The organism is Ruegeria sp. HU-ET01832, assembly GCF_040371315.1.
Taxonomy (GTDB): Bacteria; Pseudomonadota; Alphaproteobacteria; order Rhodobacterales; family Rhodobacteraceae; genus Ruegeria; species Ruegeria lacuscaerulensis_A.
Window position 1 is genome coordinate 79,211 of sequence record NZ_BAABWL010000004.1, and the last position, 14,225, is coordinate 93,435.

Sequence of the window (14,225 nt, forward strand, 5' to 3'; positions counted from 1 at the left end):
CTATGGCAGACAGCGATTTTCCCGGTTGGCATGGCACGACAATTATTGGCGTCAAGAAAGGCGGCCAAGTGGTGATTGCCGGGGATGGTCAGGTCAGTCTGGGCCAGACGGTGATCAAAGGCACTGCCCGCAAGGTGCGCCGCCTGTCCCCCGGTGGGTTCGAGGTTGTGGCTGGTTTCGCCGGATCAACAGCCGATGCGTTCACTTTGCTGGAACGGTTGGAAGCCAAGCTTGAGGCAACGCCGGGCCAACTGGCCCGCGCCTCGGTCGAGCTGGCGAAAGACTGGCGCACCGACAAATACCTTCAAAAGCTTGAGGCGATGCTGATCGTCACCGACGGCAAAGACCTTTTGGTGATCACCGGGGCAGGGGACGTGCTAGAGCCCGAACACAACGTCGCCGCCATCGGGTCGGGTGGCAATTTCGCATTGGCCGCCGCCCGCGCGATGATGGACAGTGACAAAAACGCCGAAACCGTGGCGCGCGAGGCAATGGCTATTGCCGCCGATATCTGCGTCTACACCAACGGCAATCTGACGGTCGAGGAAATTTAAGACGTTCTGCGTTTAATTCGGTGAAATGCATCTAAATGCGCGTTCGACCGCAGGGAGAGGCAGCGTATTTCGATTCAAATCAAACGCAAAACTGTCTCAGGCCAATAGCGCCTTGATCTCTTTCCCTTTCCAGCGGCGGTGCATGCCGATCAGGCCCAGTATCGCCGCGACGATGACGATATAGTAGGGCACGCGGATATCGATGCTCATCAATCCGCCGCCAATCAGGGACATGATCCCTCCAGCCAGGCAGAAGACGGCTGTCGTCACGCCCATGACCCAGCCCTGATCGGTTTCGCTGACACTTGCTGAAAACAAGCCCAGTAAAGTCGGATAAGATACCCCGAAGAAGAAATAGAAAAAGAACACCGGCACGTAACTGAGAACACCGCTGGGGCTAAAGGCGAAACCAAAGCCACAGATCACCATTGTGATCAGCGAGACATAAATGATCTGATGCTTGCTGAACCTTTGTTGTGCTGGTTTCACCAGAAAGGTGCTGGAAAAGGCCAGGGCAAAGCCGATGACGACCATGGCCATGCTCCCTCCGATGACGCCATAGCCAAAGCGACTGGTCAGATAATTGTCGACGAACACATAGAAGGTGACGTTGGCGATCATGAAGAAGGAATAGACTGGCAGGATCTTCAGGACCATCGGATGCCCGCGCACTGCAATCAGGCTGTCGGTGATATCTCGGGGGCGAAACACGAAAGCAGTCCGCTCGGTCCTTGTGTCTTTGAAAAAGGTCATCACCATGAAGATGGCGATCAGCACCAGAACAAACGCGCCGTAGAACGGCATCTTGAGCGTGGCATAGCTGCCCAGCAAAGTGGCGTCGGACAGAACGGCGCCGATGATGGGCCCTCCGACCAGGCCAAAGCTGACGCCGGTAACGATGTACCCCATGTTACGATCCCGGTCGGCGGCATCCGTGCTGCCATCAATCATCGCCGCCTGCGCGATTGGTTGGTTTCCGGCTGTGAACCCAGTAATTGACCGCCCAATGATCAACAGCAGCAGGCTGTTGAGGTAAAGTGAGGCGATCGTCAGCGCATAGCCCACAAGCGCCCCACCCAGACAAACCAGTAGCGCGTTCTTGCGTCCGATCGAGTCCGAGACCTTGGACACATAAACCACCCCAAGAAACCACGACAGAAAGAAGCACCCGATCACCAAACCGTAGTAGAAATGCCGCCGTCCCATCGGTGTACTTTCGGGCAGAAAACTGGACGACGTCTCCATGATCAGCGAGTTGATGATCGGAAAGACCAGACCCTGACCCAGCAAGTCCACAAACACCACAAACAGCAGGGTGATCTTGGCAATTTTCGTCATTTTCAAGCTCCTGACCTTCAGGCCACCGTAACAGAATGGGCGCGTTTCACCTATGGAAAGCAATTGCAAACACGATAGGGCGTTGCTAACCAACGCTGCCGCTGTTGTTTTCACCTGTGCGGTGACTACGTAAGCCAAACCGCTGATCGAAAGGACTGCACCCGTGACCGACCTGACCCCGCGCGAGATTGTCTCGGAACTGGACCGTTTCATTATCGGTCAGAAGGATGCCAAACGCGCGGTCGCTGTGGCGCTGCGCAACCGCTGGCGGCGCAAACAACTGGCCGATGACATCCGGGACGAGGTTTATCCTAAGAACATCCTGATGATCGGACCCACCGGCGTCGGCAAGACCGAGATCAGCCGCCGTCTGGCGAAGCTGGCTCGCGCCCCCTTTATCAAGGTTGAGGCGACCAAGTTTACCGAAGTGGGTTACGTGGGCCGTGACGTCGAACAGATTGTCCGTGATCTGGCCGATGCTGCGATCATCCAGACCCGCGAATACATGCGCGAGGATGTGAAAGCGCGCGCCTATCAGGCCGCCGAAGACCGGGTGATCGAAGCCATCGCTGGGGAAGACGCCCGCGAAGGCACGCGCGAGATGTTCCGCAAAAAACTCAAGGCCGGAGAGCTGGATGACACGGTGATCGAGCTGGAGCTGGCCGACAGTTCAAACCCGATGCCGATGTTTGACCTGCCCGGTCAGCCCGGCAGTCAGATGGGGATGATGAATCTGGGCGATATCTTCGGCAAGGCGTTCGGCGGGCGCACCGTCAAAAAACGCATGACCGTGGCCGAAAGCTATGACGCGCTGATCGGGGAAGAGGCCGACAAGCTGCTGGATGACGAAACCGTCAACCGTGTGGCCTTGGAGTCAGTCGAACAGAACGGCATCGTCTTTCTGGATGAGATCGATAAGGTTTGCGCCCGCTCGGATGCGCGCGGTGGCGATGTCAGCCGCGAGGGGGTGCAGCGCGACCTGCTGCCGCTGATCGAAGGCACCACCGTGTCCACCAAACATGGTCCGGTGAAAACCGACCATATCCTGTTCATCGCCTCAGGCGCGTTCCACATCGCTAAGCCCTCGGACCTGCTGCCGGAATTGCAGGGGCGTCTGCCGATCCGGGTTGAACTGCGCGCGCTCACCGAAGAGGATTTCGTGCGTATCCTGACCGAGACCGACAATGCCCTGACCCGCCAATACACCGCACTGATGGGCACCGAAGAGGTGACTGTCAGTTTCACCGATGACGGCATCGCGGCGCTCGCCAAGATCGCGGCGGATGTGAACCAAAGCATCGAAAACATCGGCGCGCGACGGCTTTATACGGTGATGGAACGCGTGTTCGAGGAACTCTCGTTCACAGCACCCGATCAGGCCGGAGTGGAAATCACTGTGAATGCGCAATTCGTGGATGACAATCTGGGCGAATTGACCAAATCCACCGATCTCAGCCGTTACGTTCTGTAACGCACCCGGCTGATTTTTGCCGCCTGTGCCAACCTGCCTCGCTGGACGTGGGGCGGGAATGCGTTAGCCTAGGGCCAAACCTCTAAAGGGCCGTTCCCCGTGCTGCGTTACCTTCTGATTATTCTGACCGCGACGTCTCTGACCGCCTGCGTGGATCGCACCGTGTCCAAAACTGTGCCATCTGCGCTGAGCGTCGGCACGGCCGAGACCATTTTTGCCACCACCACCCGCGCGCGTGAAGTGGATGGATCATATGGGTTCAAACGCGGTGAGACACTGCAATTTCTGGAAATGACGGTCTCTATTCCGCCCAACCACACGCCGGGAACGCTGGATTTTTCTTACGCCAATCCAAACCCTGAAAAACAGTTTGTCATGGCCGGGGTCGAGGAATTGCAGGGGCCCAAAGACATGAAATCACGCCTCAAAGGCGCAGATGAGGTGTCGATATTTATTCATGGGTACAACACCACCCAGGCAGAAACCGCCTTTCGTGCCGCTCAGCTTAGTCACGATCTGAACATCCCCGGCGCGACAATGGTCTATTCCTGGCCCAGTCAGGCCACGGGATATGGCTATGCCTATGATCTGGACAGTATGCTGTTTGCCCGCGACGGGCTGGAAAAAACCGTCCGCCACCTGAAATCCATGGGTGTCAAACGCGTGGTTCTGGTGGCGCATTCCATGGGCACCGCCCTGACGATGGAGATGATGCGACAGGCCGAGCTGCGCGAACCCGGATGGTCCAAGCGCAACATCGAGGGGGTTGTTCTGATCGCGCCTGATCTGGATGTGGATCTGTTCCGGTCCCAGATGGACGTCATCAAGACCCCGCCTGACCCCTTCATCGTCATCGTTTCACAAAAGGACAAGCTGCTGAGCGTCTCGGCGCGGCTGCGCGGCACCACCAAGGGCGAACGGCTGGGCAATATCAGCTCGACCGACGCGCTGGCCGAGTACAAGATCAGCATTTTGGACACGACGGCCTTTAATGATGACGCAGAATCCTCGCATTTCGTGGCTGCAACCTCACCTGCATTGCTTGCGATCATCGGGTCGGCCCGCCGGGTCAGCAATACATTTGGCACCGAACAGCGGGGCATCGACGTGATTGCCCCAGCAAGCGTCCGCAACCCGACCGGCGCGACCGAGATCGTTCTGACCGAAACAGGACAAGCGCAGGTCAGCTCTCCGTGACGCAGTTTCAGGCTGCCCGGTTTCTACGTGACAACGGGGCGTGGTTGGGTGCGGGAGTGGTGCTGACATTCCTGTCCAGTTTCGGTCAGACCTTTTTCATTTCGGTTTTTTCGGGCGAGATTCGTACCGCCTATGGGCTGAGCCATGGGGCGTGGGGTGGGTTGTATTCGCTGGGCACCACAGTTTCTGCCGTCGTCATGATCTGGGCCGGAGGTTTGACGGATATCTTCCGTGTGCGTGTGCTGGGGCCTGCAGTTCTGGCCGGTTTGGCGCTGGCGGCGTTGGCCATGGCACTCAATAGCCTGTTGTTCCTGTTGCCGGTCATAATTTTTTTGCTGCGCTTGTTTGGTCAAGGCATGAGCGTCCATCTGGCCATGGTCGCAATGGCGCGCTGGTTCACCGCGACGCGGGGCAAGGCGCTGTCAATCGCTTCCGTCGGGTTCGCAGTGGGCGAAGCATTGCTGCCAGTGATCTTTGTGGCCGCGATGGTGTTTTTAGACTGGCGATTGCTTTGGTTGATGTCCGCCGGAGTAGTGGTTTTGGGAATCCCGGTCCTACTGTTTCTGCTGCGGAAAGAACGAACCCCGCAAAGCCTTGCCACCGCATATTCCTCTGTCGGTATGCAAGGGCGCCACTGGACCCGGAGGCAAGCACTCCTGAGCCCGCTTTTCTGGTTCATGACCCCTGCAATACTGGGACCATCCGCCTTCATCACTGCGTTCTTCTTCCATCAAGTGCACCTGGCTGAAATCAAAGACTGGCGACATATTGAACTGGTGGCCCTGTTTCCGGTCTATACCGGGGTTTCGCTGCTTTCGATGTTTGCAGCGGGTTGGGCTTTGGACAAATGGGGCACTGCGCGGATGATGCCGTTTTACCAATTACCTATGGCAATTGGATTCATGATCGTCTCGGCCACGGATACACTGGGAGGAGCGGCACTGGCATTGATCTTTCTGGCCCTGACCGTCGGGGCAAACAGTACCCTGCCCAGCGCTTTTTGGGCCGAGTTTTATGGAACCCGCCATATTGGTGCGATCAAGGCGATGGCCACGGCGGTCATGGTATTGGGTTCAGCAATCGGTCCCGGTTTGACAGGAGTTCTGATTGACCAAGGTATGGCACTGGACAATCAGTTCTTATGGATCGGTGTTTTCTTTATTGCCGTTAGCGCGTTGGTCTGGATCGGAATTACACGCGCTGTTCGCTAGTTTTAGCGCGTGCGTCGCAGATAGACGTAATACGCGCCATCACCGCCATGACTGATATGCGCAGGAGTAACCTGCAAAACTGCCTGCGCCAGCGGCGGGATCGACAGCCAATGCGGCACTTGATTGCGTAGAACGCCTCGCGGGGTGGGAATGGGACCGGGTTCATCCCGATCCTTGCCTTTACCGGTCACCACCAGAACCAGACGTTTGCCCTGTGCCTGCGCGGTCAGCACAAATTGGACAAGGGCAGGATGGGCCGTGTCCATGCGCATTCCATGAAGGTCCAGCTTGCCCTCTGGCTTGATCTTGCCCCGCTTCATGCGACCAAATGCCTTGGCGTCCATCTGCACCGGGCTAGCCCGTAGCCGATCCGTGACAGAGGGCTGCAGCGAATTGCGCGATGGCTTGGCTGGCGCTGTTTGGCCAAACTCGAACGGGTCGACCCGCGCTTTGGGCGTTTTGGTCGGCTTGGGCTTGGGCAGTTGGGTCGGATGTACGGATTGTGGCAACTCGGGATGCATCCGTTCAGCTTGTTTGGCAACTTTGCGCCATAGCTCGATCTCGTCCTCGGTCAGTTTGCGCCGGGTCATCAGAATGCATCCGGCAACAGCGCATAGGCGCGCTGGATTGGCAGCAAAACAACCATGCGCCCCGAATCCTTAAGACGACCAGCAGCGCGGCCGGCCTCGTCCCCGGTTCCAAAGAAGATATCTGCTCGTTGCGCGCCTTTGATTGCAGCCCCGGTATCCTGTGCAATCATCAAGCGGCGCAAAGGATCTTTGCCGTTCTTTTCCACCCAGACCGGTGCGCCCAGCGGCGTATAGGCGGGATCAGCGGCAATACTGCGCATGGTCGTGACAGACCTATTCATTGCGCCCAACGGCCCAAACTCGGGTGCCACGCGCGTGACCTCTCGGAAAAACACGTAAGAGGGGTTGTGAAACAGCAGTTCGGCACCGGCCTCGGGGTTTTTGCGGACCCAGGATTTGATCATCTGCGCACTGACCTGATGCGCAGCCAATGCGCCTTGTCGGATCAGCTCTTTCCCGATCGAACGATACGGATGGCCGTTCGCCCCGCCATAGCCCACGCGCAATCCACCGCCATCAGGCAGGCGAATACGGCCCGAGCCTTGAATCTGCAAAAAAAACAACTCGACCTGGTCATCGACCCATGCGATCTCAAGCCCGCGGCCGTTCATAGCCTCGCCTGTCAGAATATCGCGGCGGCTCAACCAAGGTCCGTCGGCCCGTGCCTCGGGGGGCATTTTGTAGATCGGGTATTTGTACCGTTCCGTCCGCGTGCGAGAGCCATCCAGTTCGGGTTCAAAATACCCCGTGAACAGGGCATCATCACCGTCCTCGACCAGAACGGGGCGAAAGAACAGTTCAAAAAAGGAACGTGCAGCATCCGCCTCGTAGGTGCGGGCGACAGCACACAGGGCGCGCCAGTCCGGATCTTCCAGATCACCACATGTGTTCAAGAAAACTGAAAGGGCCGCACCGTGGTCATCGGCGGCCCAGCCATCAAGATCGTCAAATGACAGAATGGAACGCGTCGCCTCGGCGCTGGCAGAGGTTGCCATCACAGCCCCCAGCAAAAGCGACCGAAGCGCAGCAATCATGCGTCCGTGGCAACAAGCAGCCAGTTAGGATCGTCCGAGCCCATGACGCGGGCAAAGGTCCAGCTGTCCTTTTGGCGTTTGACGGTGTTGGGGTTGCCTTCGATGATATCCCCACCGCGATCCCGGACAACCGATGTCAGCTCACCCACAAATCGCATGGTGATTTCGGCTTCGTTGGTGTCCTTGTCGAACTTCACATCAGCTAGGGCGGTTTCCCGCACACCGATAAACTCGGCCTCGATGGTCAGACCCTGATCTTCGCGAGAGGCGACCACCGAAACAAATGTGTCAAACACTTCTTCGGACAAGAAGGGCTGGATTTCATCCAGATTGCCCTTTTCGAACCCCATGACGATCATCTCATAAGCACCGCGGGCGCCTTGGACGAATTCGCTGACAGAAAAGCCGGGCTCAATCCGTTTCATCGCGGCCAGGGATTGGGCCTGCTCGCTGTCTTCGGCGACGTGGTCGGTAATGTCGTGATCCGGGCCACCTTCGATCACCTCGAAGTCTCGGCGCGATTTATGCGCTTCTGGCTGCTGTTGAACGGGGGGCTTCTCAAAACCCTCACGCGTCCCCAGCACGCTTTTGAGGCGTAGGATCAGGAAAACGGCAATTCCGGCCAGGACCAGCAACTGGATCATCGGTTCGTTCATTTCATCCTCTTTATCAGACCGCAGCTTTGTATACGCGGCCTCATGCCACTATGTAGGTGACAGTTCGGGACAAGTCTACTGCCCGACCTGTAGTAAAGGATAACGCTTATGTATCTGTTTCTGGCATTTTTGCTGGTTCCGATCATCGAAATCGCCCTGTTCATTCAGGTCGGAGGTCTGATCGGCCTGTGGCCCACGCTTGCAATTGTCGTTGTGACCGCTGTTATTGGTACTGCTTTGGTCAGGACACAAGGTCGCATGGCGCTGGCAAATCTGCAGCGTTCCTTTGCTGACCTTGACGATCCGACCGAGCCATTAGCCCACGGAGCGATGATCCTGCTGTCCGGTGTGTTGTTGCTGACGCCAGGCTTTTTCACCGACGCGGTCGGATTTGCCCTTCTTATTCCGGGGGTTCGCGTCGCTGTATTTCGATATCTGAAATCAAAAGTGCAGATAACTCAATTCCAGATGGGTACGGGCACGCAGTTTCGCGGTGGCCCCAACCCATCGGGTGATGACGTGATTGATGGGGAATACACCGAAGTTCAACCCCGTCGTGACCCATCAAAACCATCGAAATGGGTGGATGGCCCGTGACCTGCATTGAGGTGCCGCGCCCAACTTGCTAAGCAATGGCGGATTTTAGTTTCGGAGTAGACCCATGGCCGAAGAAGACGCCAAAGAAAACATCGCAGCCGCACCGGCTGCACCTCAGATTCAAATGCGCGTTCTGGGACAATTCATTCGTGATCTGTCTTTTGAAAACGTGATGGCCCAAAAGGGTGTGTCGGGCGACGTGCAGCCCGAGATTTCTGTTCAGGTCAATCTTGACGCTAAAAAGCGTCAGGTCGAGCATCAGTATGAGGTCTCGGTCAAGCTGAACCTCAAGTCCAAAGCCAAGGGGATGGAAGACGTCCTGTTCCTGTGCGAGATCGACTATTGTGGTCTGTTCCATGTGGAAGGCGTGGCCGAGGATCAGCTGCACCCCTTCCTGATGATCGAATGTCCCCGGATGCTGTTCCCGTTCCTGCGCCGTATTGTCAGCGACGTAACACGCGACGGTGGATATCCGCCGGTCAATCTGGACAATATCGACTTTGTAGCTTTGTACCGGAATGAGCTGATGCGCCGTCAGGCCGAGGCGCAGAAAGCAGAAGCCTAAACAATCAGACCCGCGCCGGGGACACCTTCAGGCGCGGGTCCACAGGGCATTTTCGCCCAGTTTTTCAACAAAACCTTCATGCGCCGCGCGCTCTTCCTCCGTGATCCTTGAGGCCAACGGCGTCGGACGGGCTGTGGGCCGCCATTCCTCACCCCCGGCTGCTGTTGCCGCCGCTGAAGTCGACAGACCAAAATCCGGCTGTCGTCCGCCGATCAGTTCAAGATACACCTCGGCCAGGATCTCTGAATCCAAAAGCGCGCCGTGCAGCGTTCGGTTCGAATTGTCGATATTGAACCGCCGGCACAGCGCGTCCAGAGTCGCGGGCGAGCCGGGGAATTTCTTGCGAGCCATGGCCAGCGTATCCAGTGCCTGTGCCATAGGCAGGGTCGGCAAACCCATCCATTTGAGTTCGGCATTCAGGAACTTCATGTCGAACGAGGCGTTGTGGATCACCAACCGCGAATCCTGCACGAAATCCAGAAACCCCTGACCGACCTTTGCGAAAACCGGCTTATCTTTCAGCGTGACCTCGCCCTTTTCCGGCGGGCGTGGGTTATCCAGCAGGTCGGGGCCGATACCATGCACGCCAAAGGCCTCTTCGGGCATCCCGCGCTCGGGGTTGATATAGACATGATAGGTCTCGCCCGTGGCCATGTGGTTCCAAAGCTCAACCGCGCCGATCTCGACGATTCGATCGCCACTTTCGGGGTCAAAGCCCGTGGTTTCGGTATCCAGTACAATTTCACGCATCTTCCAGCCCCGCCCGTATCTGCCGGACCACATCCTGCACCTGCGCGCGGGCGTGGTCCAGACTGTCCGTCTCGATCACATAGTCCGACCGAGCGCATTTTTCTTCATTGGGCATCTGTTTGGCTCGAATCTGTTCGAACTGCGCCTCGGTCATCGTACCGCGCGCCATCACGCGACGCTTTTGTTCATCGGCTGGGATCGACACACAGGCGACGGCATCCATCGCAGCGTCTCCACCGGTTTCAAACAACAAGGGAATGTCGAAAACCAGAATATCCGCCCTGGCGTTCGCCCGAAACGACGCACGGTCTGCGGCGACCAGAGGGTGCACGATGCCTTCGATCTGTTTCAGCGCAGCCGGGTCATTTCCGATGATTTGTTTCAACACTTCCCGGCTGACGGCGCCGTCAAAGATTGCGGTCGGGAAAGCTGCTTGCATTGGGTCAATAGCAGCTCCACCCCTTGAATAGAGTCTATGTACGGCCGCATCGGCATCCCACAGCGCGCAGCCTTCATCAACAAACATCTGCGCCGTCGTGCTTTTGCCCATTCCGATCGAGCCCGTCAGGCCCAGCGCGAAACTCATGACAAAACAGCCGCGCGCAGGTCCAAATTGACCTCGGGGCGGACGCCGAACCAACTTTCGAAACCCGGAACCGCCTGATGCAGCAACATGCCTAGGCCATCGACAGTGGTGCAGCCGACCTCTTCGGCGGTTTTTAATAAATGCGTTTTCAGCGGTGCGTAGACCAGATCCGTCACAACCGCACCGGGCTGCAACCCGTCCAGCGGCACACGCAGTTCGGGCTGCCCTTGCATCCCCAAAGAACTGGTGTTGACTACCAATTCCGCATCCTCGATCACATTTCCAGCCTGAACCCAATCGACAACCTTGATGCTGGGTCCAAATTCATCGCGCAATATCTCGGCCCGTTCACGGGTACGGTTGGTCAGCAAAATCTCGGGCACCTCTGCGTCAACCAAAGCCTGAAGCACCGCCCGCGCGGCACCGCCAGCCCCGAACACAACCGCAGGTCCGCCCGACGGGGACCAATCCGGCGCACCGCTGCGCAGGTTCTCAAGAAACCCGTAGCCATCGGTATTGTCTGCGTGAATTCGGCCATCTTTCTGGAACACCAGCGTATTTGCCGCGCCAATCTTGCGTGCCCGGTCCGAAACCTCGTCGGCCAGTCGCAGCGCAGCCTCTTTATGTGGAACAGTGACATTTGCCCCCACGAACCCAGCCTTGGGCAATGCGCGCAAAACATCCTGCAAATCTTCCGGGGCCACATCCATCGGCACGTAGTGACCCGGCAGCCCATATGTCTTTAGCCAATGTCCATGCAACTGAGGCGACTTCGAATGCGCGACCGGATGACCAATCACCCCAGCCAAAGGAATTTTTGTCTTGCTCATTGATCAATCACCCCTTTGACAGCCAGGTAGTTCAGCAGCTCTAATAGAGGCATACCCAAAACGTTAAAATAATCTCCGTCAATGGTGGCGAACAAGCGCGCGCCCTCTTCTTCAAGCTTATAGGCCCCGACCGCATGGCGGATACTCTCCCAGTTGCGGTCGATATAGTCGCGCAGATACGCATCCGAGCTCATCCGCATCCGCAGGCGAACCTGACCCACATGCCGCCAGATCGGCTCGCCGTCTTGATAGATCACGGCAGCAGATAACAACATGTGCCGCTTGCCCCGCATCGCCTTAAGCTGCGCAAAAGCATCCTCGGCCGTTTTGGGTTTGGACAACAGCTGACCGTCGAAATCCAACACCTGATCACAGCCCAGCACCATCGCGCCGGGACTCTTGTCACTGACCTTGCGCGCCTTCATCTCGGCCAGCGCATCGGCAATGTCGCGCGGGCTGGCACCCTCGGCCAGCAAGGCGCGTTTCATCGTCTCTTCGTCTACGCGTGCGACTTGGACGGTGAATGGCACGCCTGCGTTCTGTAGAAGCTGCGCGCGAATGGATGACCCCGAGGCCAGGATGATGGGGACAGACATGTGGAAAACCCCGTGTGCAAATCGTTGAGCGTTCTAAGATGGTTTGTATGGTTTTCAGGTTGACACGCAAGCCCGGTGTTTTCGACTGAAACTTCCCCGAGTCGCCCAAATCCTGTCCATCCGGGACAAGGATAAGTCTGCCGAATGGTATAACCCTAGTTTTCTTAATTACCCAAAGAGTTATCCCCAGAAGTACACATTCAATAATGGTTTAAAATACTGTTTTTTATAAAGAATTTTTTTCTTCAACAGAATCGTTTTATTCAAGCTGGATTCTATCCACCTGGGGAAAACACTTGTGTAAAAAAGTAATCCACGGAAATTGTTCACCCTACAAAACCATCTTCCTTTTTCTTTTCTTATTTTTTTATTAGGGAGGGTTTCGAGCAACCCTCGGAGCCAGCATGACCGACCTCCTTTTCGCAATCTACCCGTGGGTGAAGTCTGTCCATATTATGGCTGTGATCTCTTGGATGGCAGGCTTGTTCTATCTGCCCCGTTTGTTCGTCTATCACGTAGAAAAGGCGCAAGCAGTAGACGGAGCGCAGGAGATCTTCTTTGAAATGGAAGAGAAGCTGCTGCGCGTGATTATGCGTCCGGCGATGATCGTGGCGTGGGTCTGCGGGCTGATCATGGTTCTCACACCCGGCATTGTTGGCTGGGATTGGGCCTGGCCCTGGGCCAAGGGGGCTGCGGTGATCGGGATGACCTGGTTCCATCATTGGCTGATGGCGCGACGCAAGGACTTCATAGAGGGTCGAAATAAGCTCACTGGGCGGCAGTACCGCATGATGAACGAGGTTCCGACCGTTTTGATGGTGATCATCGTTCTGGCGGTCGTTCTGAAGTTCTGAGCGAGCATTTGACTCGGACCGCCGGGATGCGTATGTAACGCACAACACGCCCGTCCGGGCGGCGTATCTTCCGTACTGAAATTCCACTTCGTGCCGCACAGTCAGCGGTGAAGGTTTGCATCATGTCCAATGAATCCCTGAATCTGGCCGATCTGAAAGCCAAAAGCCCCAAAGACCTTCTGGCCATGGCCGAAGAGTTGGAGATCGAAAACGCCTCGACTATGCGTAAGGGCGAGATGATGTTCCAGATCCTGCGCGAACGCGCGGACGAGGGCTGGACCGTGGGTGGCGACGGCGTTCTGGAAGTGCTGCAAGACGGGTTCGGTTTCCTGCGCTCGCCCGAGGCAAACTATCTGCCAGGTCCGGATGACATTTATGTGTCGCCTGACATGATCCGCCAGCATTCGCTGCGCACTGGCGACACCGTCGAAGGTGAAATCAAAGCGCCTGACGACAATGAACGCTATTTCGCGCTGATCAAAGTAACCAAGATCAACTTTGAAGAGCCCGAAAAGGCCAAGCACAAAATCCTGTTTGACAACCTGACGCCTCTGTACCCGGATGAGCGCCTGAAGATGGAGATCGAGGACCCCACCATCAAGGATAAATCGGCCCGTGTGATCGACCTCGTGTCGCCCATTGGGAAAGGCCAGCGGTCGCTGATCGTGGCGCCTCCGCGGACGGGTAAGACGGTGATCCTGCAGAACATCGCGCACTCGATCGAACAGAACCACCCCGAGTGCTATCTGATCGTCCTGCTGATCGATGAACGTCCCGAAGAGGTGACGGACATGCAGCGCTCGGTGAAGGGTGAGGTCGTGTCTTCGACCTTTGATGAACCGGCGACGCGCCACGTGGCCGTTTCGGAAATGGTGATCGAAAAGGCTAAGCGTCTGGTTGAGCATAAACGAGATGTTGTGATTCTTTTGGACTCGATCACAAGACTTGGTAGGGCGTTTAACACTGTGGTCCCATCTTCGGGTAAGGTTCTGACCGGTGGTGTGGATGCGAATGCTCTGCAACGACCCAAACGATTCTTTGGTGCGGCCCGGAACATCGAAGAGGGCGGTTCGCTGACCATCATCGCCACAGCGCTGATCGACACCGGCAGCCGGATGGACGAGGTGATCTTTGAAGAATTCAAAGGCACCGGTAACTCGGAAATCGTGCTGGATCGCAAGATCGCCGACAAGCGCGTGTTCCCAGCCATCGACATCCTCAAATCCGGGACCCGGAAAGAGGACCTGCTGGTCGACAAGGGCGATCTGGCCAAGACATTTGTTCTGCGCCGAATCCTCAACCCGATGGGCACGACCGATGCAATCGAATTCCTGCTGTCCAAGTTGAAACAGACGAAGACGAATGGCGAGTTCTTCGATTCAATGAATACCTGACA

At 56.8% G+C, this 14,225-nt stretch carries 16 protein-coding genes; 8 read left to right on the forward strand and 8 right to left on the reverse strand.

The genetic code is table 11. The features are described from left to right. Positions 1-2 precede the first annotated feature (2 nt). Positions 3-554, forward strand: a complete 552-nt coding sequence (hslV, locus tag ABWV79_RS13130) for an ATP-dependent protease subunit HslV (RefSeq protein WP_170755528.1) — start codon at positions 3-5, stop codon at positions 552-554. A 96-nt stretch (positions 555-650) separates the two neighbouring features. Here hslV and ABWV79_RS13135 read toward each other — a convergent pair whose 3' ends face one another. Further along, complete coding sequence (locus tag ABWV79_RS13135; protein WP_209196012.1) at positions 651-1,892, reverse strand: MFS transporter; 1,242 nt, start codon at positions 1,890-1,892, stop codon at positions 651-653. A 163-nt stretch (positions 1,893-2,055) separates the two neighbouring features. On the opposite strand from ABWV79_RS13135, the gene hslU reads away from it, so the two are divergent. From hslU to ABWV79_RS13150, 3 genes are all read left to right on the forward strand, one after another. Continuing rightward, the gene (gene hslU / locus ABWV79_RS13140; RefSeq protein WP_353392505.1) at positions 2,056-3,363 is read left to right on the forward strand and encodes an ATP-dependent protease ATPase subunit HslU; all 1,308 of its coding nucleotides are present in this window, start codon (positions 2,056-2,058) and stop codon (positions 3,361-3,363) included. Positions 3,364-3,462: 99 nt separating this feature from the next. After that, positions 3,463-4,560 carry an alpha/beta hydrolase gene (locus tag ABWV79_RS13145; protein ID WP_170355601.1) on the forward strand — a complete coding sequence of 366 codons (1,098 nt, stop codon included), beginning with the start codon at positions 3,463-3,465 and terminating at the stop codon, positions 4,558-4,560. Further along, positions 4,557-5,771: an MFS transporter gene (locus ABWV79_RS13150; protein ID WP_353392507.1), complete on the forward strand. Its 1,215-nt coding sequence runs from the start codon at positions 4,557-4,559 to the stop codon at positions 5,769-5,771. Before ABWV79_RS13145 ends, ABWV79_RS13150 begins: the two co-directional genes overlap by 4 nt. Positions 5,772-5,773: 2 nt before the next feature. On the opposite strand, the gene ABWV79_RS13155 is transcribed toward ABWV79_RS13150, so the two are convergent. Genes ABWV79_RS13155 through ABWV79_RS13165 form a run of 3 tightly spaced genes read right to left on the reverse strand, consistent with a single transcriptional unit; the run spans position 5,774 to position 8,051 of the window. Then, the gene (locus ABWV79_RS13155; RefSeq protein WP_353392508.1) at positions 5,774-6,361 is read right to left on the reverse strand and encodes a Smr/MutS family protein; all 588 of its coding nucleotides are present in this window, start codon (positions 6,359-6,361) and stop codon (positions 5,774-5,776) included. Beyond that, positions 6,361-7,395, reverse strand: coding sequence for a murein transglycosylase A (gene mltA, locus ABWV79_RS13160; protein ID WP_353392510.1), 1,035 nt, complete (start codon positions 7,393-7,395; stop codon positions 6,361-6,363). The genes ABWV79_RS13155 and mltA overlap by 1 nt, the downstream gene beginning before the upstream one ends. Continuing rightward, the gene (locus ABWV79_RS13165; RefSeq protein ID WP_170355605.1) at positions 7,392-8,051 is read right to left on the reverse strand and encodes a Tim44/TimA family putative adaptor protein; all 660 of its coding nucleotides are present in this window, start codon (positions 8,049-8,051) and stop codon (positions 7,392-7,394) included. The genes mltA and ABWV79_RS13165 overlap by 4 nt, the downstream gene beginning before the upstream one ends. A gap of 108 nt (positions 8,052-8,159) precedes the next feature. Here ABWV79_RS13165 and ABWV79_RS13170 point away from each other — a divergent pair, with 108 nt between their 5' ends. Further along, complete coding sequence (locus ABWV79_RS13170) at positions 8,160-8,648, forward strand: FxsA family protein (RefSeq protein WP_353392512.1); 489 nt, start codon at positions 8,160-8,162, stop codon at positions 8,646-8,648. Positions 8,649-8,712: 64 nt separating this feature from the next. Next, positions 8,713-9,213, forward strand: a complete 501-nt coding sequence (gene secB, locus ABWV79_RS13175) for a protein-export chaperone SecB (protein WP_353392514.1) — start codon at positions 8,713-8,715, stop codon at positions 9,211-9,213. A gap of 27 nt (positions 9,214-9,240) precedes the next feature. Here the strand turns inward: secB and dnaQ are convergent, their stop codons facing one another. Genes dnaQ through ABWV79_RS13195 form a run of 4 tightly spaced genes read right to left on the reverse strand, consistent with a single transcriptional unit; the run spans position 9,241 to position 11,975 of the window. Further along, the gene (gene dnaQ, locus ABWV79_RS13180) at positions 9,241-9,963 is read right to left on the reverse strand and encodes a DNA polymerase III subunit epsilon (protein ID WP_353392516.1); all 723 of its coding nucleotides are present in this window, start codon (positions 9,961-9,963) and stop codon (positions 9,241-9,243) included. Next, positions 9,956-10,549 (reverse strand): dephospho-CoA kinase, encoded by a 594-nt coding sequence (gene coaE, locus ABWV79_RS13185; protein ID WP_353392518.1) that lies wholly within the window; start codon positions 10,547-10,549, stop codon positions 9,956-9,958. Before coaE ends, dnaQ begins: the two co-directional genes overlap by 8 nt. Next, entirely contained in the window at positions 10,546-11,379 is an 834-nt protein-coding gene (locus tag ABWV79_RS13190; RefSeq protein WP_353392520.1) for a shikimate dehydrogenase, read from the reverse strand. Before ABWV79_RS13190 ends, coaE begins: the two co-directional genes overlap by 4 nt. Then, entirely contained in the window at positions 11,376-11,975 is a 600-nt protein-coding gene (locus ABWV79_RS13195) for a Maf family protein (protein WP_170355611.1), read from the reverse strand. Before ABWV79_RS13195 ends, ABWV79_RS13190 begins: the two co-directional genes overlap by 4 nt. A gap of 404 nt (positions 11,976-12,379) precedes the next feature. Here ABWV79_RS13195 and ABWV79_RS13200 point away from each other — a divergent pair, with 404 nt between their 5' ends. Together ABWV79_RS13200 and rho are read left to right on the forward strand one after the other, a co-directional pair. Next, the gene (locus ABWV79_RS13200; RefSeq protein WP_170355612.1) at positions 12,380-12,829 is read left to right on the forward strand and encodes a CopD family protein; all 450 of its coding nucleotides are present in this window, start codon (positions 12,380-12,382) and stop codon (positions 12,827-12,829) included. A 122-nt stretch (positions 12,830-12,951) separates the two neighbouring features. Then, the gene (gene rho, locus ABWV79_RS13205) at positions 12,952-14,223 is read left to right on the forward strand and encodes a transcription termination factor Rho (RefSeq protein ID WP_170755515.1); all 1,272 of its coding nucleotides are present in this window, start codon (positions 12,952-12,954) and stop codon (positions 14,221-14,223) included. Positions 14,224-14,225 lie beyond the last annotated feature (2 nt).

What these genes read in the sequence shown, in the direction of transcription:
- hslV (WP_170755528.1), top strand. Translation starts at nt 3, where the DNA reads ATGGCAGACAGCGATTTTCCCGGTTGGCATGGCACGACAATTATTGGC.
- ABWV79_RS13135 (WP_209196012.1), bottom strand. Translation starts at nt 1,892, where the DNA reads ATGACGAAAATTGCCAAGATCACCCTGCTGTTTGTGGTGTTTGTGGAC.
- ABWV79_RS13155 (WP_353392508.1), bottom strand. Translation starts at nt 6,361, where the DNA reads ATGACCCGGCGCAAACTGACCGAGGACGAGATCGAGCTATGGCGCAAA.
- mltA (WP_353392510.1), bottom strand. Translation starts at nt 7,395, where the DNA reads ATGATTGCTGCGCTTCGGTCGCTTTTGCTGGGGGCTGTGATGGCAACC.
- ABWV79_RS13165 (WP_170355605.1), bottom strand. Translation starts at nt 8,051, where the DNA reads ATGAACGAACCGATGATCCAGTTGCTGGTCCTGGCCGGAATTGCCGTT.
- ABWV79_RS13170 (WP_353392512.1), top strand. Translation starts at nt 8,160, where the DNA reads ATGTATCTGTTTCTGGCATTTTTGCTGGTTCCGATCATCGAAATCGCC.
- secB (WP_353392514.1), top strand. Translation starts at nt 8,713, where the DNA reads ATGGCCGAAGAAGACGCCAAAGAAAACATCGCAGCCGCACCGGCTGCA.
- dnaQ (WP_353392516.1), bottom strand. Translation starts at nt 9,963, where the DNA reads ATGCGTGAAATTGTACTGGATACCGAAACCACGGGCTTTGACCCCGAA.
- coaE (WP_353392518.1), bottom strand. Translation starts at nt 10,549, where the DNA reads ATGAGTTTCGCGCTGGGCCTGACGGGCTCGATCGGAATGGGCAAAAGC.
- ABWV79_RS13190 (WP_353392520.1), bottom strand. Translation starts at nt 11,379, where the DNA reads ATGAGCAAGACAAAAATTCCTTTGGCTGGGGTGATTGGTCATCCGGTC.
- ABWV79_RS13195 (WP_170355611.1), bottom strand. Translation starts at nt 11,975, where the DNA reads ATGTCTGTCCCCATCATCCTGGCCTCGGGGTCATCCATTCGCGCGCAG.
- ABWV79_RS13200 (WP_170355612.1), top strand. Translation starts at nt 12,380, where the DNA reads ATGACCGACCTCCTTTTCGCAATCTACCCGTGGGTGAAGTCTGTCCAT.
- rho (WP_170755515.1), top strand. Translation starts at nt 12,952, where the DNA reads ATGTCCAATGAATCCCTGAATCTGGCCGATCTGAAAGCCAAAAGCCCC.